Source organism: Streptococcus salivarius, assembly GCF_000785515.1.
GTDB lineage: Bacteria > Bacillota > Bacilli > Lactobacillales > Streptococcaceae > Streptococcus > Streptococcus salivarius.
In genome coordinates, this window is record NZ_CP009913.1 from 1,852,395 (window position 1) to 1,876,239 (window position 23,845).

The 23,845-nt window shown below is 39.5% G+C and carries 22 protein-coding genes and 1 pseudogene; 7 read left to right on the plus strand and 16 right to left on the minus strand.

Annotation, left to right across the window (positions count from 1 at the left end):
• Positions 1-209 precede the first annotated feature (209 nt).
• Together SSAL8618_RS08505 and dinB are read right to left on the minus strand one after the other, a co-directional pair.
• Positions 210-1,100 (minus strand): hypothetical protein, encoded by an 891-nt coding sequence (locus SSAL8618_RS08505; RefSeq protein ID WP_014634975.1) that lies wholly within the window; start codon positions 1,098-1,100, stop codon positions 210-212.
• Positions 1,101-1,200: 100 nt separating this feature from the next.
• Entirely contained in the window at positions 1,201-2,310 is a 1,110-nt protein-coding gene (gene dinB / locus SSAL8618_RS08510; protein WP_014634976.1) for a DNA polymerase IV, read from the minus strand.
• Positions 2,311-2,577: 267 nt separating this feature from the next.
• On the opposite strand from dinB, the gene pflB reads away from it, so the two are divergent.
• The 3 genes from pflB (at position 2,578) to SSAL8618_RS08525 (ending at position 6,473) form a co-directional block, all read left to right on the plus strand.
• A complete protein-coding gene (gene pflB / locus SSAL8618_RS08515) occupies positions 2,578-4,890 on the plus strand; it encodes a formate C-acetyltransferase (RefSeq protein ID WP_002891716.1) in 2,313 nt (770 codons plus the stop codon).
• Positions 4,891-5,152: 262 nt separating this feature from the next.
• Complete coding sequence (locus tag SSAL8618_RS08520) at positions 5,153-5,935, plus strand: carbonic anhydrase (protein ID WP_038676691.1); 783 nt, start codon at positions 5,153-5,155, stop codon at positions 5,933-5,935.
• Between the two features lie 85 nt (positions 5,936-6,020).
• Positions 6,021-6,473, plus strand: coding sequence for a GNAT family N-acetyltransferase (locus SSAL8618_RS08525; protein WP_037602498.1), 453 nt, complete (start codon positions 6,021-6,023; stop codon positions 6,471-6,473).
• A gap of 16 nt (positions 6,474-6,489) precedes the next feature.
• Here the strand turns inward: SSAL8618_RS08525 and SSAL8618_RS10645 are convergent, their stop codons facing one another.
• The 4 genes from SSAL8618_RS10645 to SSAL8618_RS08545 form a co-directional block, all read right to left on the minus strand.
• Complete coding sequence (locus tag SSAL8618_RS10645; RefSeq protein WP_037602500.1) at positions 6,490-7,152, minus strand: hypothetical protein; 663 nt, start codon at positions 7,150-7,152, stop codon at positions 6,490-6,492.
• Positions 7,153-7,239: 87 nt separating this feature from the next.
• A complete protein-coding gene (locus tag SSAL8618_RS10245) occupies positions 7,240-7,752 on the minus strand; it encodes a hypothetical protein (RefSeq protein ID WP_126405088.1) in 513 nt (170 codons plus the stop codon).
• 94 nt (positions 7,753-7,846) lie between these two features.
• Positions 7,847-8,791, minus strand: a complete 945-nt coding sequence (locus SSAL8618_RS08540) for a serine hydrolase domain-containing protein (RefSeq protein WP_038676693.1) — start codon at positions 8,789-8,791, stop codon at positions 7,847-7,849.
• The gene (locus tag SSAL8618_RS08545; protein WP_022495893.1) at positions 8,791-9,546 is read right to left on the minus strand and encodes a CppA family protein; all 756 of its coding nucleotides are present in this window, start codon (positions 9,544-9,546) and stop codon (positions 8,791-8,793) included. The genes SSAL8618_RS08540 and SSAL8618_RS08545 overlap by 1 nt, the downstream gene beginning before the upstream one ends.
• A 173-nt stretch (positions 9,547-9,719) precedes the next feature.
• Here SSAL8618_RS08545 and SSAL8618_RS10440 point away from each other — a divergent pair, with 173 nt between their 5' ends.
• Positions 9,720-10,391 (plus strand): CPBP family intramembrane glutamic endopeptidase, encoded by a 672-nt coding sequence (locus tag SSAL8618_RS10440; RefSeq protein ID WP_080730936.1) that lies wholly within the window; start codon positions 9,720-9,722, stop codon positions 10,389-10,391.
• Between the two features lie 89 nt (positions 10,392-10,480).
• Here the strand turns inward: SSAL8618_RS10440 and gla are convergent, their stop codons facing one another.
• Positions 10,481-11,347: an aquaglyceroporin Gla gene (gene gla / locus SSAL8618_RS08555; RefSeq protein ID WP_037602504.1), complete on the minus strand. Its 867-nt coding sequence runs from the start codon at positions 11,345-11,347 to the stop codon at positions 10,481-10,483.
• A 120-nt stretch (positions 11,348-11,467) separates the two neighbouring features.
• On the opposite strand from gla, the gene SSAL8618_RS08560 reads away from it, so the two are divergent.
• Positions 11,468-13,735 (plus strand): Xaa-Pro dipeptidyl-peptidase, encoded by a 2,268-nt coding sequence (locus SSAL8618_RS08560; protein ID WP_038676696.1) that lies wholly within the window; start codon positions 11,468-11,470, stop codon positions 13,733-13,735.
• A gap of 79 nt (positions 13,736-13,814) precedes the next feature.
• Here SSAL8618_RS08560 and SSAL8618_RS08565 read toward each other — a convergent pair whose 3' ends face one another.
• The 4 genes and pseudogenes from SSAL8618_RS08565 to SSAL8618_RS10450 form a co-directional block, all read right to left on the minus strand.
• A complete protein-coding gene (locus tag SSAL8618_RS08565; protein WP_038676698.1) occupies positions 13,815-14,195 on the minus strand; it encodes a hypothetical protein in 381 nt (126 codons plus the stop codon).
• A gap of 124 nt (positions 14,196-14,319) precedes the next feature.
• A complete protein-coding gene (locus SSAL8618_RS08570) occupies positions 14,320-14,685 on the minus strand; it encodes a hypothetical protein (protein ID WP_013991116.1) in 366 nt (121 codons plus the stop codon).
• 217 nt (positions 14,686-14,902) lie between these two features.
• The gene (locus SSAL8618_RS08575) at positions 14,903-15,199 is read right to left on the minus strand and encodes a bacteriocin immunity protein (protein WP_038676700.1); all 297 of its coding nucleotides are present in this window, start codon (positions 15,197-15,199) and stop codon (positions 14,903-14,905) included.
• A gap of 798 nt (positions 15,200-15,997) precedes the next feature.
• A pseudogene (locus tag SSAL8618_RS10450) lies at positions 15,998-16,132 on the minus strand (Blp family class II bacteriocin); the annotation flags it as partial.
• Positions 16,133-16,385: 253 nt separating this feature from the next.
• Between SSAL8618_RS10450 and SSAL8618_RS08585 the strand changes: the two are divergent.
• Together SSAL8618_RS08585 and SSAL8618_RS10890 are read left to right on the plus strand one after the other, a co-directional pair.
• The gene (locus SSAL8618_RS08585; RefSeq protein ID WP_014634987.1) at positions 16,386-17,126 is read left to right on the plus strand and encodes a response regulator transcription factor; all 741 of its coding nucleotides are present in this window, start codon (positions 16,386-16,388) and stop codon (positions 17,124-17,126) included.
• Positions 17,127-17,707: 581 nt separating this feature from the next.
• A complete protein-coding gene (locus SSAL8618_RS10890) occupies positions 17,708-18,457 on the plus strand; it encodes a sensor histidine kinase (protein ID WP_014634988.1) in 750 nt (249 codons plus the stop codon).
• 86 nt (positions 18,458-18,543) lie between these two features.
• Here the strand turns inward: SSAL8618_RS10890 and SSAL8618_RS10935 are convergent, their stop codons facing one another.
• The 5 genes from SSAL8618_RS10935 to SSAL8618_RS08620 all read right to left on the minus strand — a co-directional run bounded on the left by SSAL8618_RS10935 (position 18,544) and on the right by SSAL8618_RS08620 (position 23,803).
• Complete coding sequence (locus SSAL8618_RS10935; protein ID WP_038676702.1) at positions 18,544-18,945, minus strand: hypothetical protein; 402 nt, start codon at positions 18,943-18,945, stop codon at positions 18,544-18,546.
• A 328-nt stretch (positions 18,946-19,273) separates the two neighbouring features.
• Positions 19,274-19,441, minus strand: a complete 168-nt coding sequence (locus SSAL8618_RS10650) for a hypothetical protein (protein ID WP_002884432.1) — start codon at positions 19,439-19,441, stop codon at positions 19,274-19,276.
• Between the two features lie 476 nt (positions 19,442-19,917).
• Positions 19,918-20,148: a bacteriocin class II family protein gene (locus SSAL8618_RS08610; RefSeq protein ID WP_021143664.1), complete on the minus strand. Its 231-nt coding sequence runs from the start codon at positions 20,146-20,148 to the stop codon at positions 19,918-19,920.
• Positions 20,149-20,307: 159 nt separating this feature from the next.
• Entirely contained in the window at positions 20,308-22,053 is a 1,746-nt protein-coding gene (locus SSAL8618_RS08615; protein ID WP_038676705.1) for an ABC transporter ATP-binding protein, read from the minus strand.
• Positions 22,046-23,803, minus strand: a complete 1,758-nt coding sequence (locus SSAL8618_RS08620; RefSeq protein WP_038676707.1) for an ABC transporter ATP-binding protein — start codon at positions 23,801-23,803, stop codon at positions 22,046-22,048. Before SSAL8618_RS08620 ends, SSAL8618_RS08615 begins: the two co-directional genes overlap by 8 nt.
• Positions 23,804-23,845: the final 42 nt, after the last annotated feature.

Consider the following 23,845-nt stretch of genomic DNA (forward strand, 5'->3'; position numbering starts at 1 on the left):
TAATCCTCGATACTTTCATTAATAGTTAGTGATAACAGTTTATCATCTTCCTACAAACTCGTCTAATAATAAAATCCTAAGAGGTGATAGATAAAGGTTATAGGGGAATCGATACAACGAACAATAAGAAAAGAGCTGCCACTGGTGTGACAACTCTTCTCGCCCAAAAAAGCTTTCTGTACATGTTTAACATCAAATGCAATAAAACTCTATTTTTCCTTACTTGATGACTTACTGCTTGAATCGCTACTGTCTTCAGGTTGATAATCTGATAAATTCTTATGGATGCGTTCAGCGTAAACAGCTCTGCTTCCTGATTCATCATGATCGACCAAAGCTTCGGCAAGCTCTTTATAATCTTCTATAGAAATCGTCCAGTTGCCTCCATCATCTTTGGTAAGCTTGAAGGTCTTTTCTAGATTATCAGCACCTGTCAAAGGTGTATAGGCCATTTCTTTATCAATATCCTTAAATTGTGTCAAATCTCCGTTAAAGTTTTCACCATAAAGGAATTTCGTTGTGAGATCTTTGGCTTTACCTTTTTCCACATCGTTGTTATCAGCTTGATTCCATTGTTTCAACTTGTCAATGTCGTTGTCATAGAGACTCATAAGGAGAGTACGAACAGCAGCTGCAGCACCATAGGCACTAACAGAGCGTGAAGTAAAGGTAACTGTCGCTTCATTTCCTTTAACTTTGACATCCTTCAGCTTATAGTCCTGAATCTTACCAATCATATTACGACGGACCTTAAGGAACTTAGAAAGCACTTGGGTTGGAGTCTTGGCATCATAGCCTTCAATGTATTTAAATGTATACTTTTCTTCCGGTGTATAGCCCTTTTCTTCGATAGTATCTGCAACTTGTTTTTCAAAGACTTTCGTTTCAGTCCAGGTTTCGTAATTTTCACCGTATAGTTTTGAAAAACCGTTACTAGATTTTCCAAGCATAGTATCAATTAAGACTGTCGCATCAGCCTTGGCACGTTCTGTCGGAGTTGGTGTCGCTTTTTTCTTCTCAGCTGGCTTATTGGAAGCACAAGCTACGAGAAGCAAGCAAGCTGCCAGAATCAGTCCTAAATAGGTAAGAACTTTTTTCATTAAGATTATTCCCTCATTTCTTTTAGTTACTATTTAAGATAGCATAGGTCTGATGATTCTTCAAGGTCACTTTCCAAAAGAAAAAATCAAAACTCTACTATTATAATGACTCTAAATCATCTAGGTCCAATTGCCTGCCTTCTTGATCTTCCAGACCCGTCAGCGTCACACCGAGCAGGCGAACACCGCTGCTATTTTCCTCCAATTGATCAAAAATGGTATGGGCAATTCTTTCGATGGTGTCGAAATCCTGAGTCGATTTGTCCAAGGTCATACGCTTGGTTAAGGTCGAGAAATCCGAATAACGGACCTTGATGACAATAATTCGACCAACTTTTTTATTTTTCTGAGCACTTTCAGCTACCCGCCTAGCATTCTTAGTCAACTCAGCCTTGATGTCATCTTCATTATAAAGAAGCTTGCCGTAGGTTCGCTCACTTCCGATAGATTTACGGACGCGATTGGGCCTGACAGGACTATTGGAAATCCCTCTGGCCTTTCGAAAGAGATCAAATCCAAAACGTCCAAAACGATCAATCAGCGTCATCTCAGGAATCTTCAGAAGATCGGCACCGGTGTATATTTCCATATCATGAAGACGTTCAACTGACTTTTTACCTACCCCATGAAACTTTTCAATAGGGAGCTTTTCCAAAAATTCCTGAGCCTCCTCTGGAAGCACCACCGTCAAACCAGCAGGCTTTTGAAAATCAGAAGCTAGTTTGGCGATAAATTTATTGTAGGAAACGCCTGCTGAACAAGTCAGATGAAGTTCCTGCCAGATATCATACTGGATAAGTTTAGCTACCTTAACCGCCGATTTGATACCAAGTTTATTTATCGTCACATCAAGATAGGCTTCGTCGATAGACATAGGCTCTACCAAGTCGGTATAGCGTTTAAAAATCTCACGAATCTGCATCCCTACCTCTCGGTAATGACTATAATTTCCTGAGATAAAGACAGCATTAGGACAACGTTCATAGGCTTCCTTAGAAGACATGGCTGAATGGACACCATATTTTCTAGCCTCGTAATTACAGGTTGATACCACACCACGTCCCCCTGTTTTTCTAGGGTCGTGACCGATAATAACCGGTTTGTCCTTAAGACTGGGGTCATCCCTCATCTCGACCTGAGCAAAAAAGGCGTCCATGTCAATATGGATGATTTTCCGACTGGTATCATTTATTAGAGGAAACTCTAACATGGCTCCCTGCCTCCTTTCTCAGATTTATCTCATTGTAAAGCTTTTCACATAAAACTTTGGGACTACAAAGCATTCTCCCCTTATGATACCAAAATCTACCAAAAAACAGAAATTTATAATACAGATTTGTCGTTTTCAAAACTGTATTATAAAAGAATGTCTCTAAAAACACAGTTTTAAAGTTGTGTAAGCGGTTACTGTGTGATAGAATACTTCTAGAGAATGTAACAGATAATTTTGTTACTAGAATTATAGGAGATTCAAACTATGGCAACGGTTAAAACCAACACAGATGTTTTTGAAAAAGCGTGGGAAGGCTTTAAAGGAACTGACTGGAAAGAAAAAGCTAGCGTTTCACGTTTCGTTCAAGCAAACTACACACCTTATGATGGTGACGAAAGCTTCCTTGCAGGACCAACTGAACGCTCTCTAAAAATTAAAAAAATCGTAGATGAAACTAAAGCAGGCTATGAAGCTGAAGGACGCTTCCCAATGGATACTCGTCCAACTTCAATCGCTGACATTGACGCAGGATACATTTCAAAAGAAGATGAACTTATCTATGGTATCCAAAATGATGAGCTCTTTAAATTGAACTTCATGCCTAAAGGTGGTATCCGTATGGCGGAAACTGCTTTGAAAGAACACGGTTATGAACCAGACCCAGCTGTACACGAAATTTTCACAAAATACGTGACTACAGTTAACGATGGTATCTTCCGTGCTTACACTTCAAACATCCGTCGTGCACGTCACGCTCACACAGTTACTGGTCTTCCAGATGCTTACTCACGTGGACGTATCATCGGGGTTTACGCTCGTCTTGCCCTCTACGGTGCTGACTACTTGATGCAAGAAAAAGTTAACGACTGGAATGCTATCAAAGAAATCGACGAAGAAACTATCCGTCTTCGTGAAGAAGTTAACCTTCAATACCAAGCACTTCAAGACGTTGTTCGCCTTGGTGACCTTTATGGTGTAGATGTTCGTCGTCCAGCCTTCGATACTAAAGAAGCTATCCAATGGACAAACATTGCTTTCATGGCAGTATGTCGTGTAATCAACGGTGCCGCTACTTCACTTGGTCGTGTGCCAATCGTCCTTGACGTATACGCAGAACGTGACCTTGCTCGTGGTACTTACACTGAATCAGAAATCCAAGAATTCGTTGATGATTTCGTTATGAAACTTCGTACAGTTAAGTTTGCTCGTACAAAAGCTTACGACCAATTGTACTCAGGTGACCCAACATTCATCACAACTTCTATGGCTGGTATGGGTGCTGACGGACGTCACCGTGTTACTAAGATGGACTACCGTTTCTTGAACACTCTTGATAACATCGGTAACTCTCCAGAACCAAACTTGACAGTTCTTTGGACTGACAAATTGCCTTACTCATTCCGTCGCTACTGTATGCACATGAGCCACAAACACTCTTCTATCCAATACGAAGGTGTAACTACTATGGCTAAAGACGGATACGGTGAAATGAGCTGTATCTCATGTTGTGTATCACCACTTGACCCAGAAAACGAAGAACAACGTCACAACATCCAATACTTCGGTGCTCGTGTTAACGTACTTAAAGCCCTTCTTACTGGTTTGAACGGTGGTTACGACGATGTTCATAAAGACTACAAAGTATTTGATATCGATCCAATCCGTGATGAAGTTCTTGACTTTGACACTGTTAAAGCTAACTTCGAAAAATCTCTTGACTGGTTGACTGACACTTACGTAGATGCCCTTAACATCATCCACTACATGACTGATAAGTACAACTATGAAGCTGTTCAAATGGCCTTCTTGCCAACTAAACAACGTGCTAACATGGGATTCGGTATCTGTGGTTTCGCAAATACTGTTGATACATTGTCAGCAATCAAATACGCTACAGTTAAACCAATCCGTGACGAAGATGGCTACATCTACGACTACGAAACAATCGGTGAATACCCACGTTGGGGTGAAGATGACCCACGTTCAAACGAATTGGCAGAATGGTTGATTGAAGCTTACACTACTCGTCTTCGTAGCCACAAACTCTACAAAGATGCAGAAGCTACAGTTTCACTTCTTACAATCACTTCTAACGTTGCTTACTCTAAACAAACTGGTAACTCTCCAGTTCACAAAGGGGTATACCTCAACGAAGATGGTTCAGTGAACTTGTCTAAATTGGAATTCTTCTCACCAGGTGCTAACCCATCTAACAAAGCTAAAGGTGGATGGTTGCAAAACTTGAACTCACTTGCAAGCCTTGACTTCGGTTATGCAGCTGACGGTATCTCACTTACTACTCAAGTATCGCCTCGTGCCCTTGGTAAGACTCACGACGAACAAGTTGACAACCTCGTAACTATCCTTGACGGATACTTCGAAAACGGTGGACAACACGTTAACTTGAACGTTATGGACTTGTCAGACGTTTACGAAAAGATTATGAGCGGTGAAGATGTTATCGTACGTATCTCTGGATACTGTGTAAACACTAAATACCTCACTCCAGAACAAAAAACTGAATTGACACAACGTGTCTTCCACGAAGTTCTTTCAATGGACGACGCTTTGGGATAAAATAACTAAAGAGCTCGCAATAGCGGGTTCTTTTATTTTTGCCAAAAACTAGTTTTCATTATATTTTTCTAAATCTGCTATCATTTACATTTGACTTTTCATCAGATTAGCTATAAAATTAGAGCGTTTCCGTTTGGTATCTCCAAACGCTTCCTTCTCAGAAGCACCTTAGAGAAACGATACTCAATGACTGTTAAACGGATGGTTTCTAATAACACGTAGACTATCATTGTTATAAGATTAAAGAGTATAAGGAGGACAAATGAATAAGAAAAGTTTTAAGATAATTGGATTAGTCTCTCTCGTAGCAAGCACTGTCCTACTCGTAGCCTGCCAGTCTGATACAAAAAACGAATCCTCAAAGTCCAAGGACGTTCAATGGGGTTATACTGGTGCTACTGGTCCAGACCATTGGGATGACCTTTCTAAAGATTATGAACTCAGCAAAAATGGTAAAGAACAATCTCCGATCAATATCACCGGAGCTGAGGACGTTGATCTTCCAGAACTAAACCTTAATAATCAAGAATCAGAAGCTCAAGTTGAAAATAACGGGCATACGATTGAAGTCAGCTTTAAAAATCCAAAGAATACCCTAACGATTGGTGATGATGTCTATAAATTACAGCAGTTTCATTTTCACGCACCTAGTGAGAATGAAATTGATGGTCAGACTTATCCTCTAGAGGGGCACTTCGTCTATAAGACAGATAATGGAAAAATCACAGTTATCTCAGTTCTCTATAATTATGGCGATGAAAATCAAGCCTTAAAACAAATCTGGGATAAAATGCCTCAGGCGGCCAATACAGAAACCGAGCTTCCTCAGGCTATATCACTAGACGATTTCTATCCTGAAGACAAGGACTACTACAACTTCGAAGGTTCCTTGACAACACCTCCATGTACTGAGGGTGTTAACTGGATTGTCTTCAAGAATCAAGAAACCGTTAGCAAAGAACAAGTGGAAAAATTCACCCAAACCCTTGGATTTGAAAATAACCGCCCTATCCAAGATACAAACGGTCGAAAAATTAAAGAATAAAACAAGATCAAAAGCTTGATGATACCTCCTCGCATCGAGCTTTTTTTCATTGACAACTAACTATAGACTTTGTTACACTTGCCCTATGATTATCAAACATACAAGAGACACACTCTCAGAAACTTACCTCGATGCCGTAGCCATCCGAAACACTGTTTTTGTAAAGGGTCAAGGCGTTCCTCGCTCCATCGAGATTGGTGCGAATGAAGCCTACTGCATCCACTTTGTTCTATATGATGACAAAGGCAAGGCTGCAGCAACCGTACGCCTACTACCGAATAAAGACTTGACTCAGGTTACCCTTCAACGTATGGCGGTGCTTGTTGACTACCAAGGTCAAGGTCTGGGGAGCATTCTCCTAAAAGAAGTTGAAGATTTTGCACAAGAACAAGGCTTCCAGACTATTTCTCTCCATGCTCAACTCGGTGCACTTAAGTTCTACCTCAATAATGGCTATCAAGAAGTCGGTAACATCTTTGAAGAAGCTGGTATCCAACACATTACTGTTGAAAAATCCTTAATAAGCAAAAAAGCTTAAGCAGTTGACCTACTGCTTAAGCTTCTTCTTTTGTCGCAAATATAGGATAACCATGCTCGACAGCTAGAACTGTCACATTTTTTCTAGCTTTTAATCTCTCTGTGATTTTTTTCCAGCTACGATTTCCCATAATGATAACGATTATCGTTACCATATAAACTAAAAAAGCAGGATATCTAGCAAAGTCGGTAAATGTCAATTTTAAGGACTCCAGAATTTTCCTGAGTATAAAGGCGTAACCAATCACAATATGAGTGAGTCCACAAAAGTACCCTAAACATATAAGCAAATACTCTATTTGAAGCTTCTTGGAACGCCTCTTGTAGAGCAACTTATAGTCTTGACCATACTTTTCAAAGACAGGAAAATGAATGTCAAACCCTCTTCTCATACGAAGGACTCTTAAATCGGGTTGGGCACGATACCCAAGGCAATGAATCAGTTTGTATAGTAGCTCTCTTATCAAAATATAAAAAGAAATAATAAGGTTAGATAACAAGCTAATAAATACCAAAACTACAAAAGAGACTACATCTCTATCCGTCGTCAAAAAAATGATCACCACTGTAAAACACATACCACAGACAAAGAGACTACTCCCGTTAAGCATGCAAAAGAGCAGACTCAGAAACCGAGGGACAAATCTACTTTGTTTAGGTGGCTTAAGCGACCGTTGCATTATGAACTCCTTCTTCATGATTCCAATCAAAACATGGTAATTTTTGATTAACTTGGTGAGCCCTTCGCATAAGCATCACTTTAGTCTTTATTTCTTTAGAAAAATAGGGTAAAAATACTCCTCTGAGATAACTTTTAAGTTAAAATAACGGACAAAGTGACTTTTCAGATGTATGAGCCATCTTACAGAAAAAATCAAAACACCACATAAGAGCAAGAAGATTATATAGCCAACTTTTCCTAAGGTGAAGCTATAACCGATTAGAATAACTAAGATGATTAAGAGATAGAGTCTACCAAGAGTCGCTAGGAAATAAAGAAATTGATGTCTAAGAGAGCGCTTATCATATAGTATTTTGTAGGCATTTGTCGTTTTTTCAAAAAATACTATATATGACATTCTACCTCGGTAATCCTCTTCTCCAAAGGGGCGGGCATGGTAACCACAGAAATGAAAAAGTTTAAATATGATACCATTCCCCATCCTATAAAATGTCACAACCAAAAGTACAACAGCAATAACTTTTGGAATATTCACCTCTTGCCCGACCTGACCAACACCAAATAGATGCTCCAACCATACAAATGTAACATAAGACAAGACTATCAAACATATCTTCAAAAAGATAAACAATTGTGTCGCCCCGACACTAATCTCACCTTCTAGAGGATTAAAAGATGCCCCTCTTCTATTTTTATTTGTCAGAATGTACCAACTCCTCCTTCATGATTTCAATCAAAGCGTCTCTATCCTTAATCCATTGAGCTCTCTCATCCTTGTAGTAAGTGCGATTACTTAGGAAAATCGCCGCACGTTGAGCTGGGATGTTAATCAGAACAAAGGTACCTGTATAACCAGTATGAAGAATCCAATCCCCTTGGAGGTCCCAAGCGACACTACGTTCCTTATTGGATTGGCTGATATTCTGCGTCAGATTTTTAGCAAAATCATCCCTCAAATAATGGTCAACAAAGATTTCTAAGTCCTTTAGGGTTGAAAAGATGCCTGCTGAACCTGTATGCTCTTTGAGCACTCGAGCCTTGGGATCGTGAACAGTTCCTCCCGGAATTCCCTCAACAGTTGGAACAGCAACCTCAACTGGCCCAAACCGTGTTTCAGACATACCAAACGGTTGAAAAATCTCGCTGTCAAAGAGCCTGTCCAGTCTTTGTCCAGAGACTTTCTCAAGCATCAAGCCTAGGAGAATAAAATTAATATCGGTATACAAGAAAGGTTTATCAGACTTAACTTTGATGGCATTAATAGCAGAAATCAAGCCAGCTTGGTCTAACTCATCACGGTTTGGAATAAAAGGATCAATGCCGCTACTGTGAGAAAGAAGCTGACGAAGGGTTAGCGTCTTATCCACTACTGCAGGATAGTAGGTCGATAGTTTCTCGTCCAAGTCCAATTTTCCCGCCTGCAAGTAGAAAAGACAGAGGGTCCCTACTCCTACCACCTTGGAAACACTAGCTAGATCATAGGTCAGTCCTGGAACTACCGGAATATTTCCATCCTGAGTTCCTAGATAATGCTCCTGCCAATCTTGTCCGTCATAAAGTGCAAGGCTGGCACCCGGGAAGATGTCAGCCTTGATGTAGTCTGTAATTGTTGACAATGTTTGTTTAAAATTAGTCATTATTTTGTTAGCCAAACCTCAATATTACTCATATCAGTCAGTGCGAGTAGGCTTTCTTTAGTATCTAGATAACTTGAGAACTGTTCCTTTTCAAGTTTCTCATGCAAGGCAACCAAGTCGTAGTCTTCAGCTACCTTAAATTCTAGAATTTCCAAATCCCAAGTCTGGTCTGGACTCACTTGGAGGTCAGGACCTTCTGCTTTCTCAAAGTGGATAGACAAAGGCAATTCTTCGCCAAAAAGATTGTCGTAAAAGAAAGCTGCTTGAGCTGTATCAACAACGTTCAAGGTCAAAGACTCGACCGTAAAGTCTGACACTCCTTTGAAATCTTCTTTTTCTTCAACATCTGCGTATTCAACTGTCTTGAGAGTAGACAAGTCATCTTCGGCATGCATCAAAATAAGACCATTCTCAGGTGAGATTGTTTCAAAAGCATACCCTTTTTCCCCTTGGAAAATAGCCTTGGCTTGGTGATCATCACGCGCCAAAAGGTACTCAATCTCAAGTGGATCTGAAACCTTGATAACCACTTTATTAATTTTCTTAGGGCCTTCAACCGCACGGCAACGGTAAGCTGGTGACTCCTCAATCACAAAAAGTGAGTTACGGTCTGTCCAATCTGTGAAGACCGCAAGGGCATTTTCCTCAGTCAAAAGCTTAAATCCTAATGTATTTTGGTAAAAATCAATATTTTCTTGTCTGTTATTCACACGAAAGATTGGTGTGTGAAACTTAAAATTCCCTGATTGCGTCATGACAACCTCCATTCTTTTCTATTTTATCCGAAAAGAGCCTGTGTGACAAGGATTTTCCTAAGAAAAAACAGGATTGTAATTTTTTCACATTCTTTCACATAAATTATGAAAATCATTATATTATATTTACCTTAGGACTAGCTATTTCCTCATTTTAGAGTATAATAGAGACTATGAAAACTCTTGTCAATAATCTGGCATTTAGACATGCCTATCAGGGATTTTTTTTACTGCTGATGATAGCTATCCCAAACCTGGCTTTAGGTATGACAACGTCATATAACAATCAGACTGGGTTGACCTTCACTAGCCTTGAAAGCTGGGGAATTATCGCTGTCAATCTCATTATTTTTTACATTACCTATCTTTGGGCTAAAAATGAAGGTTTGCTTACTCGCTTTAAACTAGACCGAAAGGATACTAAAGCTATTATCTGGGGCTTTGTGCTTATTTTTCTGATGGGAGTTATTGGGAGCAATCTTATGCTACTGACTCACACCAACTACCATGCAGAACTTCAAAGAACTCTTACGACAACGCCTATCCTACCAGTAGCCATTGGCATGATGACCACAGCCTTCTTACAAGAGCTACTCTTTCGCAAGTGGATTTTCTCTTGGCTGGCTCCTTATTCGACAGTTGCTGTTTTAGTGAGTACCGGTCTCTTTTGCCTATTCCATATGCCTACCAACCTTGCCCACTTCCTCCTTTATATTGGAATGGGCTTGGCTCTCTCTATGATTTACCAAAAAAGAGAAAATCTATCAGCGGCTATCTCACTTCATGTCCTATGGAATCTTTTCACCTTAGGTGCTACAATCCTGGTCATAACTACTCCTATGTAACTGAGAAAACTTTCTCAGTTTTTTTGCTACTTTTAAAATTTTTAGCGTAAAAAAAATCTGAAGCTTGAACTTCAGATTTTTTGTATTGATTAAAGGTAGAGGGCTTTGAACAAGTATACAGCCAAAATTCCTGCAAGGATTGGAGCTACAACTGGAACCCAAGCATACCACCATTTAGAATCACCTTTGTGCTCACCAAGAACTGATGTTGGCAAGATGTGGTGAAGAAGACGTGGCATCAAGTCACGGGCTGGGTTAAGGGCTGGTCCTGTAGGTCCACCAAATGAAAGAACCAAGGCACAAACCAAGAAACCAACACCGATGTGAGCTACAGCAAGAGATCCATTCGCCATTTGGCCTGTTACAGCTTCTTTATCATACCCATATTGGACTGCTTGTGAGACCAATTTGTGACCAAAGTAGTTGTTAGTCAAGGCAAGGGCACCAAAGAAGAGAAGGAATGAACCTGCAAACTCATTGGCAAAACCGTTAGCCCATGCACGATTACGATTTTCTGGAGTATCATCATGATCGTCAACTGCTGAGATCGTTGAGAAGGTACCAAGAATATTGTTAGGGTTCTCAGTTTGTACATAGTAAGGTTGGTGAACCCAAACCACGATAGCTTGACCTACAAAGGCACCAAGAAGTTGTGCAATAAGGTATCCAGGAACACCTACCCATGAGAACAAGCCAGATGCAGCAAGTCCAAGTGTGAAGGCAGGGTTGATGTGGTTACCAGAAACATCACCAAACATAAGGGCTGGCATCATAACACCAAAACCATAACCAAAGGCGATTACAATCCAACCAGATTTGTTACCTTTTGTTCCCTTAAGCTCAACGTTGGCAACAGCACCATTACCAAGTGCTACAAGAAAAGCAGTCGCGATAAACTCAGTGAGGTATTTCAAAACCCATTCACTGGTGAACGCTTCTTTTAGAAAATCATTCATTTGTCTCTTTATTTCCTTTCGATTTTACAATAATTTAGACATCTATCATTTTATCAAGTATAATGTCTGATGTAAAGATATTTCTGAAATGTTTACGTATTATTTTTGAGGTTTTTGAATATGAAATTTAATCAGTTTAGTTACATCCCAGTTAGTCCTGAAATAGCTTGTCAGGAACTTCGTTCTTTAGGATTTGAAGTCTCTCTAGATGCTAGTGCCAAAGCCAATTTTGAGGCCTTTGTTCGCAAGTCCTTCCTCTTCTTTGAAGACACCGACTTAGCTTTGAAAAATTGGATTGCTGATACAGAGACTGACCTCCTAACCTTCTTCCAATCAGACCGTTCTTTGACTGCTGATGTCTTTGGTTTGGTGGCTCTTCAAATGCTAGGATTTGTCCCTAATGTAGACTTTACAGATAGTGTTGCTTTCCTAGAGGAAATGGCTTTCCCAATTACTTTTGATGGTAGCCTTAATAACCTCCATCAATTGCTAGCAACACGCACACAGTCTGGCAATACCTTAATTGATCAGTTAGTAGCTCAGGATTTGATTCCTGTAAGTAATAACTACGTCTTCTTTAACGGTAAGAGCTTGGCAACATTTGACACTAATCAGCTTCACCGTGAGGTGGTTTATGTTGAAACACCTGTAGATACCGATAAAGATGGGCAGTTAGACTTGGTCAAAGTGACTATCTTACGTCCTGATGTGGACTTCCCAGTTCCAGCCATGATGACCGCAAGCCCTTATCAACAAGGGACTAATGAGCCTGCTTCAGATAAGCTTACCCACAAGATGGAAGGTGATTTGCTCGTCAAACCAGCAGGTGAAATCTCCCTTAACCAACCAGAAATTAAGACACCAGAGGCAGACCTTACGCCTATCAATCCTGTCACGAAGGCTCAGGAGCGTTTTGCTCACACAGATACCTACACGCTTAACGATTACATGTTGGCTCGTGGTGTGGCTTCTATCTATGTGTCGGGTGTCGGTACCTTCAATTCTGAAGGCTTCATGACCTCTGGAGACTATCAGCAAGTTCTGGCCTATAAAGCTGTCATCGACTGGCTCAATGGTCGTGCACGCGCCTTTACTAGCCGTAGTAGACAGCATACCATCATTGCAGATTGGGCATCTGGTAAGGTGACTACTACCGGACTTTCATATTTGGGTACCATGTCCAACGCCCTTGCAACAACTGGTGTCGACGGTTTGGAGATGGTTATCGCTGAAGCGGGTATTTCTTCTTGGTACGACTACTATCGTGAAAATGGACTCCTCGTCAGTCCTGGAGGATACCCTGGTGAAGATCTCGACACCTTGACCGAATTCACCTATTCTCGTGCCCTATTAGCTGGAGAATACCTACGCCACCAAAAAGACTACCAAGCCTACCTCAAAGAGCTAAGCACAGCCATTGATCGTAAGCATGGTGATTATAGCCAGTTCTGGCATGACCGTAACTATGTGCAGTTCGCAGATCGTGTTAAAGCTACTGTTGTCTTTACACATGGTAGCCAAGATTGGAATGTCAAACCGATTAACGTCTATCAAATGTTCAATGCTCTTCCAGACTCTCTTGAAAAACACCTCTTCTTCCACAATGGTGCCCACGTTTACATGAATGCCTGGCAGTCTATTGACTTCCGGGAAAGTATTAATGCCTTGATTTGTCAGAAACTCCTTGGTTTGGAGAATGGCTACACACTGCCTACTGTTATCTGGCAAAACAACCAGTCTGAACAGACCTGGGAAGTCCTCGATAACTTTGGACACGACAATGGTAAAAACATTCAGCTTGGTGAGGCTGAAGCTAGCATCACTAACCATTACGAAGAGGAAAGCTTCACCAAATACGGTAAAGCATACCAAAGCTTCAAGGATGACCTCTTTGCAGACAAAGCCAACGCCATTACCTTGGACTTTGAACTTGACCAAGATGTCCAAATCAATGGTCGTGTCCACCTAGAGCTCAAGGTTAAGTCTAACACAAACCGTGGTCTCATTTCGGCCCAATTTCTAGAAATGGGTGACAAGAAGTATCTCGCACCTATTCCCGCACTCAAACGCATGAATCTAGATAACGGCCGTCTCTTCAAGGAAGAAGCCTTACGTGAATTACCATTCAAGCAGGCAAAATATCGTGTCATTACCAAAGGACACCTTAACCTGCAAAATCGCAAGAACCTCCTTAGCATTGAGAATGTCAGTCCAAATGAATGGATGACTATCGGCCTGGACTTGCAACCAACCATCTACAAACTCAACAAGGGCGACAAACTCCGACTTGTTCTCTATACCACAGACTTTGAACACACTATTCGTGACAATAGTGACTACGAATTAACCGTGGACCTAAGCCAAAGTCAGATGACATTGCCTTATTAGTATTTATCGCAAAAAATCCCATAGGATGAGAACTCCCATGGGATTTTTTTATTGTGTGAAAATAAACAAGATTTAATCTTCAATTTTTACGATTCATTTTAATGTTATTTAAACAAATGATGTAGCCAAGACAGTGGAACAACACAAAGATATGCCAGAAAAAATAAGGCATTAAGCTGTCAGATTTAGTCAACGTATAAAAAAGAAAAATGGCAACTAATAAAATAGAGAACCACAGCGTCTTCTTAACGAATAAAAAGTATTGATGCCATATCTCTTTATCACCCAAAGTAACTTTAGATTTTTTACTTAGGAAAAGATGCATCAAAATCTCTGCTAGACTGCTAAGTACTGTTAAAACCAGAATCTTACTAAGAGGAATACCTAAAAAGAATCCCATCCACTCAATAAGCAATTGGGACAAAACAATGGCCGTAAGGGCACGTAGATTTTTTGACATAAAACTTAAACCTCACACTTCTCTCAAACAGAAAGTTTTTACAATACCTAGAAAGTTACCAAAGCATAGATAAGCACTTACAGCCTCGCTATTTTTATAGGCGTGTCTATCATAAACTGCCATTCTAACCTCGTTCACTTTGTTTAATGATTTTAAGCACTCTAGGTGTCAGAAAAACTAGTAAACAAATATCCAAAACAATCACAACAATAATGATTAGACGCCATTCGGCATCTCTCACCGTCAGCAAACGATAAATACCAGCTAAAATAATAGCCAAATGCGCCAAGCCCATACCAGCGTAAATTTGTTTAAGAGTAAACTGTCGTTCTTCAAGTGGACGACGGTCAAGCTCTCGCTTAATCAACAGGGGCAACACAAGTAAAAAGATTGATAGCAATACTAAAGGCAGCCAAAATAAGAAAGAAGAACCATTATATAATAATTCTAAACCAATATTTCCACCTATCAAACCAAAGGCAACAACCATGAGTCGTAAATAACGTAACGTTCCTGAACGAAGTCGGTTAAGATAAGGTATCGCACTCTCCTTTCATCACAATCACTTGTCCGCTTGGCATAATCATAACTAGGACTTAAGGATCTTTCTCTGCTCCTCAACAGATTGGAAAAGAACCTTTTTGCCCCATCTTCCTTTTCTCACTGGACAACTCAACCTTAAAACCAAGAAATCCTCCCTAATGACATCAATAGCCATAACGAATCGCTAGCAATTTTCGCAACTCTGCTATTCGCTCCTCGATAAAGGGAGACAAGGTCAGCTGGTCTTTTCTGACCACTTCGGATATTTCCAGTGACATCCTGCTTAAGATATAGGGAGTGGCTGAACGAGAGTCTGCAAGTTCCGTTCGGTAGGAGTGCAGGACCTGCTTCAAATCAGCATAATCTGACTTATCTCCAATAGTTTCAATTACTTCATCGATGATAGCTACTGCTTGTTCTCGTCTCTCTTTGCCTCCTGCAAACCATTTAAGTCCTGTCATTAAGAAAACCTCCTTATTTCTTTCAACTAATTTTTCAATCACATCTTTAGTATAGCACTCTGATAGTCATTTAAAAGCCAGCGTCCCAAAAAGTGGCTATATGTCCCGAGTAGTAAAAAAAAAGACTGAATATCATTTTTGATTCAGTCCATGTCTTATTGAAAAAGCTTTAACTAATTCTTTCTATACTGCCTATAGACTCCAAATAAAAAGAAAAAGAATCCTATTGATGCTAACAAAAGTTGATAGATATTTCCTGATGACAATAGTACTTTGCTATATAAATATATCATCGCAATAGTCGAAAAAATGATTAGGTATTTCTTCATTTGTATCACCTAGCTTATACTCCTTATTTTGTCAATTACTTACTTCTCTATATTATGGTTGATATACTTGATGCCCCATAAAAATAGTACGAAACCCAATAATGAAAAAAAAACCTACAAATATAGCGATAACTTTTTGATAATAGAAATCTGTTGTCAAAAAACGAAGGCAACTAAGTGTCAGTAACAAGAAACAAGCTAGGGAAGCTTTTAATTGATTTAACACAGTTGGTTCTTCTCTTCTTGTCATTATTTTTCGAATGAGCAATATATCAACCACAACCACTAAGAGGGCTGCTACGATGTAGACCAATTGGAATACGGATGATAAGTTATGAAGTAATTGACTAAAAAAAAAGTACCAGTAAGGATATGCTAACTACTTGGGCAATGACAAATAGCACTATATCCCTTTTTGAAACTCTATGTGTCATTGTTGTTCTCCTTAACAGCCAAGTAAGGCTACTCCACCTCCAATAGTTGCACCTACGGCGACAGAGGCCCCACACATTCCCCATCGTTCCCAATTGACTCGTCCTCCTTCAACACTAGCAAGTGTTTCAAGGTCGAGGGTGTTAAAGTTTTCAATTGTTTGAGTTCCCATGGCAACTACCTCCTAAAATTTTTATCGTGTGATCTCTCAATCACATCTTCAGTATAGCATTCAAGTGTCTCTATCAGAGCTAGCGTCCCAAAAAGTGGCTATATGTCCCGAATGGTAAATTCATACTATAAATATCACATGATATTTTAATCTTCTTTTCATCTAATTGTATAACTAAGTCATATTATGATATAATATTACATATTTATGAGTATAAAAACAACAGCATACAAAAATTTGGAGGGAACTACAATTGGATATATATATCTTAGAGGACAATCTCATTCAACAAGGACGACTGGAGATGGTATTGTCTCAAGAGTTAAAAAAATACAATAAAGACTTATCTATTGTACACACCTTTGATAAGCCTCAGCAATTTATAGAAGCGATTGATTCAACAACTTCTAACCAGCTCTTTTTTCTTGATATCGAAATTAAGGGAGAAAAATTAAAAGGGCTCGATATTGCTAAAATCATTAGGGAAAAAAATCCCTACGCTACTATTATCTTTGTCACTACCCACTCAGAGTTTATGCCACTAGTTTTTGATTACCAAGTATCTGCCCTAGACTATATTGATAAAAGTCTCTCTGAAATAGAATTTAGGAAAAAGATAACCAGAGCTTTAGCTATAACTATGAAACCACTTGGAATAGAGAATGACGAGATTTTTGATTTTCAAACACAACATACAGCTATTCGCATACCTTTAAACCAAGTTATCTATATTGAAACTTCTCCGCAAAAGCATTATGTGATACTCCATGGTACAAACAATCAAATGACCTTTCGTGCAAATCTAAAGGACCTTGAAAAAGCTAGTCCTTCACTCGTATCTTGCCATCGTTCGTATCTCATTAACCCTAACAACATTATAAGAATCAACAAATTAAAACGTGAAGTCGAAATGACTGATGGTAGTATCTGTCCTTTTTCACGTACCAAAGCTAAAATGCTGATGGATACTTTTAAAAGAAGGAACCTTCAATGATTATTTTTTTATTTTTGCTTACTGTTGTCTCTGAATGTTTCAATATTTGCCTGTTTCTTTACTTAATAAACAAAAGAGTTTCAATTAGGCATTTTCTTATTATCTTATTTTGTCGCATAGCATATACCAAAATATGTAACAGTCTATCCTGGAAATTCTTATTCTACTTTAACGAAGAAATATTCTATCTTTTATTATCTTTTTTTATATCACGAAAGCCCTACTTACAATCAAAGCTTAAAATATTCAATGCTCTTTTCCCCACAACTCTTAATAATATCAGTTTTAGAGTAATCATTTTCTTTATATTTCCTTTGTTTGGAATCAGTGTTGAAACAATAAAAGTTAATTATCTTATAGCTGTCTCATCTTCTTTCCTAACTATTTTACTATCCTTTCTTTTAATAAAATTATTCAAGGAAAGCTTTGGAGTTATACAGAAAAGACGATTAGCCCCTCTCATATCAAAGAGTATCATTATTGCTGATATCATTATGATTGCTTATACATTTACCCAGCAATATCTCGTCTACCTCGAAAACACTACTCATACATCCACTCTGATAATCAGGAAGTTAATTGTGGTTATTTATCTAGTCTTGTTCTTTATCATGCTTATCTTCTTAGATAGAAATATCCGAGCAACAATACAAAGTCAGTTGGACTTTCAAAAAGATATTCAACTATCGCATCTTAAGAATTATAACAAACAGATTGAAAACCTCTATCAGTCGGTTCGAAGTTTTCGTCATGATTATGCCAATATTTTAACAACACTCAAACTTGGTATCGAACAAAATGATATGGCTATTGTGAAAGAAGTCTACGACTCAGTTCTAAAAGATTCCGATAAGCATTTAAAATCGAAAACATTTGATTTAACTCGCTTAATAAACATAGGAGATAACACTATTAAAAGCCTACTTGCATCTAAGTTCCTAGAGGCAGAAGAAAATAACATTGATGTCTCTCTAGATATTCCTGAAACTATCAAACTTGAGGGTATGGAGATGGTCGATTTTATTACTGTCATATCTATCTTTCTAGACAATGCGATGGAAGCATCGATTCAGTCTGACATACCAAAAATGCATATTGGCTACTTCAACCATGGTAATAAACAGCTCTTTATTGTCCAAAACTCGACCCGGGAAGAATTCATTTCGATTACCTCACTTTTTGAGAGAGGTGTCTCAAGTAAAGAAGGTAATCGAGGTATAGGTTTGGCCAACGTTAGGAATATCCTAGACAACTATCAAAATATTTCTTTAAAAACTGAAAGTATGACTTTTGCATTTACACAGGAACTTAATATATCGAAAAAAGCTTGACTAGTTTCAAGCTTTTTCTGTTGCTCCATCTTACTATTTATGAAAGTATCTTCTAGATTACCTACAGAATAATCAAGTAAAATCATTTATTGTTTAAAATAGTTTTTGACTTGCAAGTAAGCTAGAAAATCACAGAGGATTAACAAAAGCATTAATACGGCTAGTACTATACGGTCTGTGGTATCACTGAATGTTAGTAATGTGTAAAACTCTACACAAAGCACTAGCAATGAGATGACAAGAAAGACAATGAAAGACTGCCGTATTGTTAACGGATTTACTGAATCTGGACGCTTCTTAAGCATACGGCAGAGCAGACCATTTACAAAAATAACTACTAAAGCTAGTGCTCCGACTGCTAACCAAATCTCTGGAGAGGTCTTGCTTTTGTAGAGAGAAATACTGGTACTTATAAGGAAAACTGCCAGTACAGCAGTGACGACCCTAGAAAATCGCAATACTCTTGAACTAACATTCTTTAACTTCATGATAAAACACCTAAATTATGAATAACCTCAGTCAGTCTTGTAAACTGAATAAGCTATTACATTTAACTCTATTCCTTTCTGTATTTTTTATACTGCTGTAAGATCTCAAAAAAGACCTTAGCGATTAAATTCTACTGGAGATGTAATACAATAGCGTCATTAGTACTGATATTTTAAATAAGCGAATATACATATCTTTGTTCTTTCTATTACAAAGATATGCAATCAAATATAATACAATTTCCGCTATCATTAGCAAGAATAATTTTACTTCGGGAACATCAACAATAAGCATTTGCAAGCACCTCACATTCAAGGGGGCCAAAAGTTACTTTTTAAACTGTGCCCATTTTTTAAAAAGCAGACTATAAAGAAGCAAGGTCAGGCCTAGCAAGTTAATGGTATGGTGGACTGCATCCAAACTTCTAAATAGATTAGCGAGGCCCATTCCGATGAGAATGGTAGCCAGTAAATACGGTTTTGAGTTTTTGAACATACTTTTCTCCTTAAAGTGTTTTTAGCTATCTGTGCAAAGCTATGAATTTTATTATAGGTTGCAAGCCAACAAAAAAGTAGTGACATAAATGTCACTACTTGTCTGACCTTATATCCTTGATAATCGTACACATAAGAAAGAGAAAAAGACATAACCCAATAAGATTTAGGCATTGAAGTCTAAAACTCAGTTTTTCTCCCAAATTATGTAAGGCAACAAGGATGAAGCCCATAGACATCATTAGAGACACTAGGCGTTTTTTAGTCATGAGTACAAATACCTCTTCTTTTATATCGAAGTTTTCAACCATTATTCACAGACCAGCAATTGACAAAGTCCTTCAATTAAGATTTCTTTTTAGCGGAATTGGTAGCTTTGTGTTTTTCAAGAAATGACATAATAGGCTTATCCAAAAAAGTCATCACAGCCATGAAAACCATCCCTAAAATATAACTTTTCAAATCAAACATAATCCATCACCACCAGCATGTTGCTCCATAACCAACACCACCTACGATAGCACCTCCGGCTGCTCCTGCGACAGCACCTTGCCAAGTACGTGTTTTGATACCTAATCGTAAACCATTACCAACTCCTGTAGCTACTCCTTGTTTAGCAAAACCTCCCCAGCTACATCCGCCACCTTCAACGTTTGCAAGTGCCTCGAGATCGAGTGTTTCAAAATTGTTCATTGTTTGTGTTGTCATTCTAACAACCTCCTAAAATATTATTTTTTAGCTTTTTCTCTCAAGCTATGGTTTTATTATAGGTTGCAAGCCGACAAAAAAGTAGTGACATAAATGTCACTACTCGATTTTGATTTTTAAGAAATCTTTTCGAATATAGAATCTATGGTCTAGACTAACTTACTCTCCTTCCATTGCACCTGCTTGTAGGCTGTACATCTTGTGGTAAGTACCACCGAGGGCTAGGAGCTCCTCATGGCTACCGTGTTCGATGATGCGGCCCTTGTCTAAGACATAGATGCAGTTGGCATCTTGGATTGTCGATAGGCGGTGGGCAATGGCAATGGTTGTGCGTCCTTGACGCATTTTTGCTAGAGAATTTTGGACAATAGCCTCTGTCTCCGAATCAATATTGGCTGTCGCTTCATCCAGGATTAGAATTTTAGGTTGGCTAGCAACGGTCCTAGCAAAGGCTAGAAGCTGACGTTGACCGGTTGAAAAACTTGAACCTCGTTCGGAAACTGGAGCATCATAACCTTCTGGAAGTTTGTCGATAAAGTGGTTGGCATCCACAAACTCAGCAGCGGCTTTGATCTCTTCATCAGTTAAATCCTGATACATTGCAATATTGGATTTGATTGTACCATGATAGAGAAAGGGTTCCTGAAGGACAAGACCAATGTTCTTACGCAGCTCTGCCTGACTATAATCGCGAATATCCACACCGTCAAGAAGAACTCGTCCTGATTGGAACTCATAAAAACGCATGAATACGTTGATAATAGAGGATTTTCCGGAACCTGTAGAACCAACAAAGGCGATGGTTTCACCTTTATTGACAGAGAAGGAAATATTATCTAAAATCTGGTGCTTACCATCATAGGAGAAGGAGACATTTTCAAAGCGAATATTCCCCTCAGTAACCTTGGCATCTGTGCATCTCTGTTTAGGCTCATAGGTGCGCTCGTCGATCAAGGCGAAGACCCGACCTGCTGAGACCATCGAGGTTTGCAAGGTTGAGAAGTTTTGTGTCACTTCAATCAAGGGATCAAAGAGGCGGTTAATATACTGGATAAAGGCATACATGGTCCCTGCTGTGATGCCCAAATAGATACCTCGGTAGCCAAAGTAGGCCATGAGAACAGCATAGCCCAGAAGCTTCAGTAAACTCATGGCTGGGCGTAGAAAGAGAGAATCCAGTGACATGGAACGGCTGGCGTAAATCAGATGTTCCTCATTAATAGCATCAAACTCTTTTTTGAGACGTTCCTCTTGGTTAAAGGCCTGAATGATGCGAATCCCTTCGATACTCTCTGACAGTTTGGCATTTATATCTGAAAGCAAGGCTCTGGTCTTTTCAATGATGACCACTGATTTTTTGCGGTAGAGATTAACCAAAAGAACAATCAGAGGAAGAAAGAGCACAATAAGCCCGGTCAGACGAATGTCCAAGATCATCATGGTGTAAAGGGTGGTAACAAAGATAAAGATAGCCGAAATAAAGCTAGACAGAATCCCTGAGAACATCTCGCTAATAGTTTCTGTATCATTGGTCAAGCGGGAAACGATAGAGCCTGCTGGAGTTTTGTCAAAGTAAGACATACCTAGTTTCTCCATATTGGCAAAGGCATCTCGGCGAATATCCCTGACAATACTGTAGGACACACGCGCAAAAAAGAGATTTCCCAAATACTGGACTAGCGTCTGCAAAAGATAAAGACCATAGTAACCAATCAGAATCAAGCTTGCCGCCTGATTCATATCATGAAGATAGTGGTCGATAAAATAAGAGGCCACAAGGGGAATGATACTCTTAATAATCGTTGTGGACAAGAGGAAGGTCAAAGCTAGAAAGGTCAAGAATTTGTAAGGCTTGAGATAAGTCAAGAGACGCTTAAAGACAGACCATTGGTTTTGATTAGGCATCAACTTCTCCTCCTTCCATTTCTAACTGTTGAGACTCATAGGTCTTGGCATACCAACCACCCTGAGCTAGTAAGTCCTCATGACGGCCCCGTTCAATGATACGACCATTTTGCATGACTAAGATGAGGTCAGCGTGCACCACCGCACTAAGACGATGGGCGGTAATGATCGTCGTCTTATCCTTGCGGGTATGTTTAAGATTGTCAATAATGGCATGTTCTGTCTTGGCATCAACCGCAGATAAGGAGTCGTCCAAAATCAAAATATCTGGATCCAAAATCATGGCACGACTTATGGCCAGACGTTGTTTTTGACCACCTGATAGGCTGACACCCTTTTCACCAATGATTGTTTCAAAGCCTTCAGGCATAGCCTTGATATCCTCATAAACTTGAGCCAACTTAGTCGCTTCTTCCACCTTTTCAAAGGCGAGGTCAGGATTACCAAAACGAACATTGTCTAAAATGGAACTGGCAAAGAGAAACTGGTCTTGGGGAACATAGCCCATCAAGCTACGCAAGTCTGATAGGCGATAGTCTCGGATGTCATGTCCATTTAAATAGATGGCTCCTTGATTGACATCGTGCTCCCGCAAGAGTAACTTGACAAGGGCCGTCTTTCCTGAGCCAGTCTGTCCAACCAAACCAAGGGTTTTCCCCTTGTCCAAGGTGAAATGAATATCTCTCAAAGTATCCTCATCCTCAAAAGCAAAGCGGTCAATCGCATACTCTAAGCGACCATTTTCGATACTTGGGAGAGGATGCGCAGGATCTTGAACATCTGATTCCTGTTCCAGAAGATTTTCAATACGTTGGTAGGATACATTTCCCCTCTGTGTGATATTAAAGAGGAAACCAATAGCCATTAGGGGCCAAACCAGCATGTCCAAATAGGTAATGAAGGTTACCAAATTTCCGACCGTTATCTGATTAGCCTGAATCATAAAGGCACCGACAAGAAGGGTCAAAACATAAGATGAGCCAACAAAGAGTAAGACCAAAGGATCAAAAAGGCTATCATACTTCATGGTATGCATATTCTTTTTGAAGGTCATCTTATTGGTCTCTTGGAAGGACTGAAGCTCAGCCTCCTGGTAGCCAAAAGACTTAGTTACCTTGATACCTGATACTGACTCTTGAACCTTATTATTAAGTTCTGAAAAGGCTGCCTGGGATTCTCCAAAAGCTTTATGGGTCTTGCGGCCCAAACGACTGGTCGCAAAAGCCATGAAGGGTAGAGGTAAGACAGCCACCAGTGTCATCTGCCAGGAAATGCTGAAAAACATGGTGATTAGGGTTACCAAGGCTGTGATAGACGCATCCACGGCTGACATGACACCTCCGCCAGCCAAGCGGGTTAAAGAGTTGATATCATTGGTTGCATGGGCCATGAGGTCCCCAGTTCGGTACTTTTGATAAAAAGAAGGCGACATCTTGGTAAAATGCTCAAATAGGTGTGAACGCATAATCTGGCCTAAGCGATAAGAAGTCGCCAAGATATACATGCGCCAAACATAGCGCAAATAGTACATCCCCAAAGCTGCCAAAAGCAAATAAACGAGATTCAAAAGCAAGATCTGATTGGTCAATTTTCCCGATGTGATAGCATCAATGACCCGCCCCATAACCATAGGAGGAATCAGATTGAGAACCGAAACCAGACTCAGTGCCAAAATCCCAACAATATACCGGCGTTTTTCTAACTTGAAAAACCACCAAAGTTTTGCAATGATTGATTCTTTAAAAGACAAGTTACTCCTCCTATCCTTACAAATGGTTAATAATAGACCTCG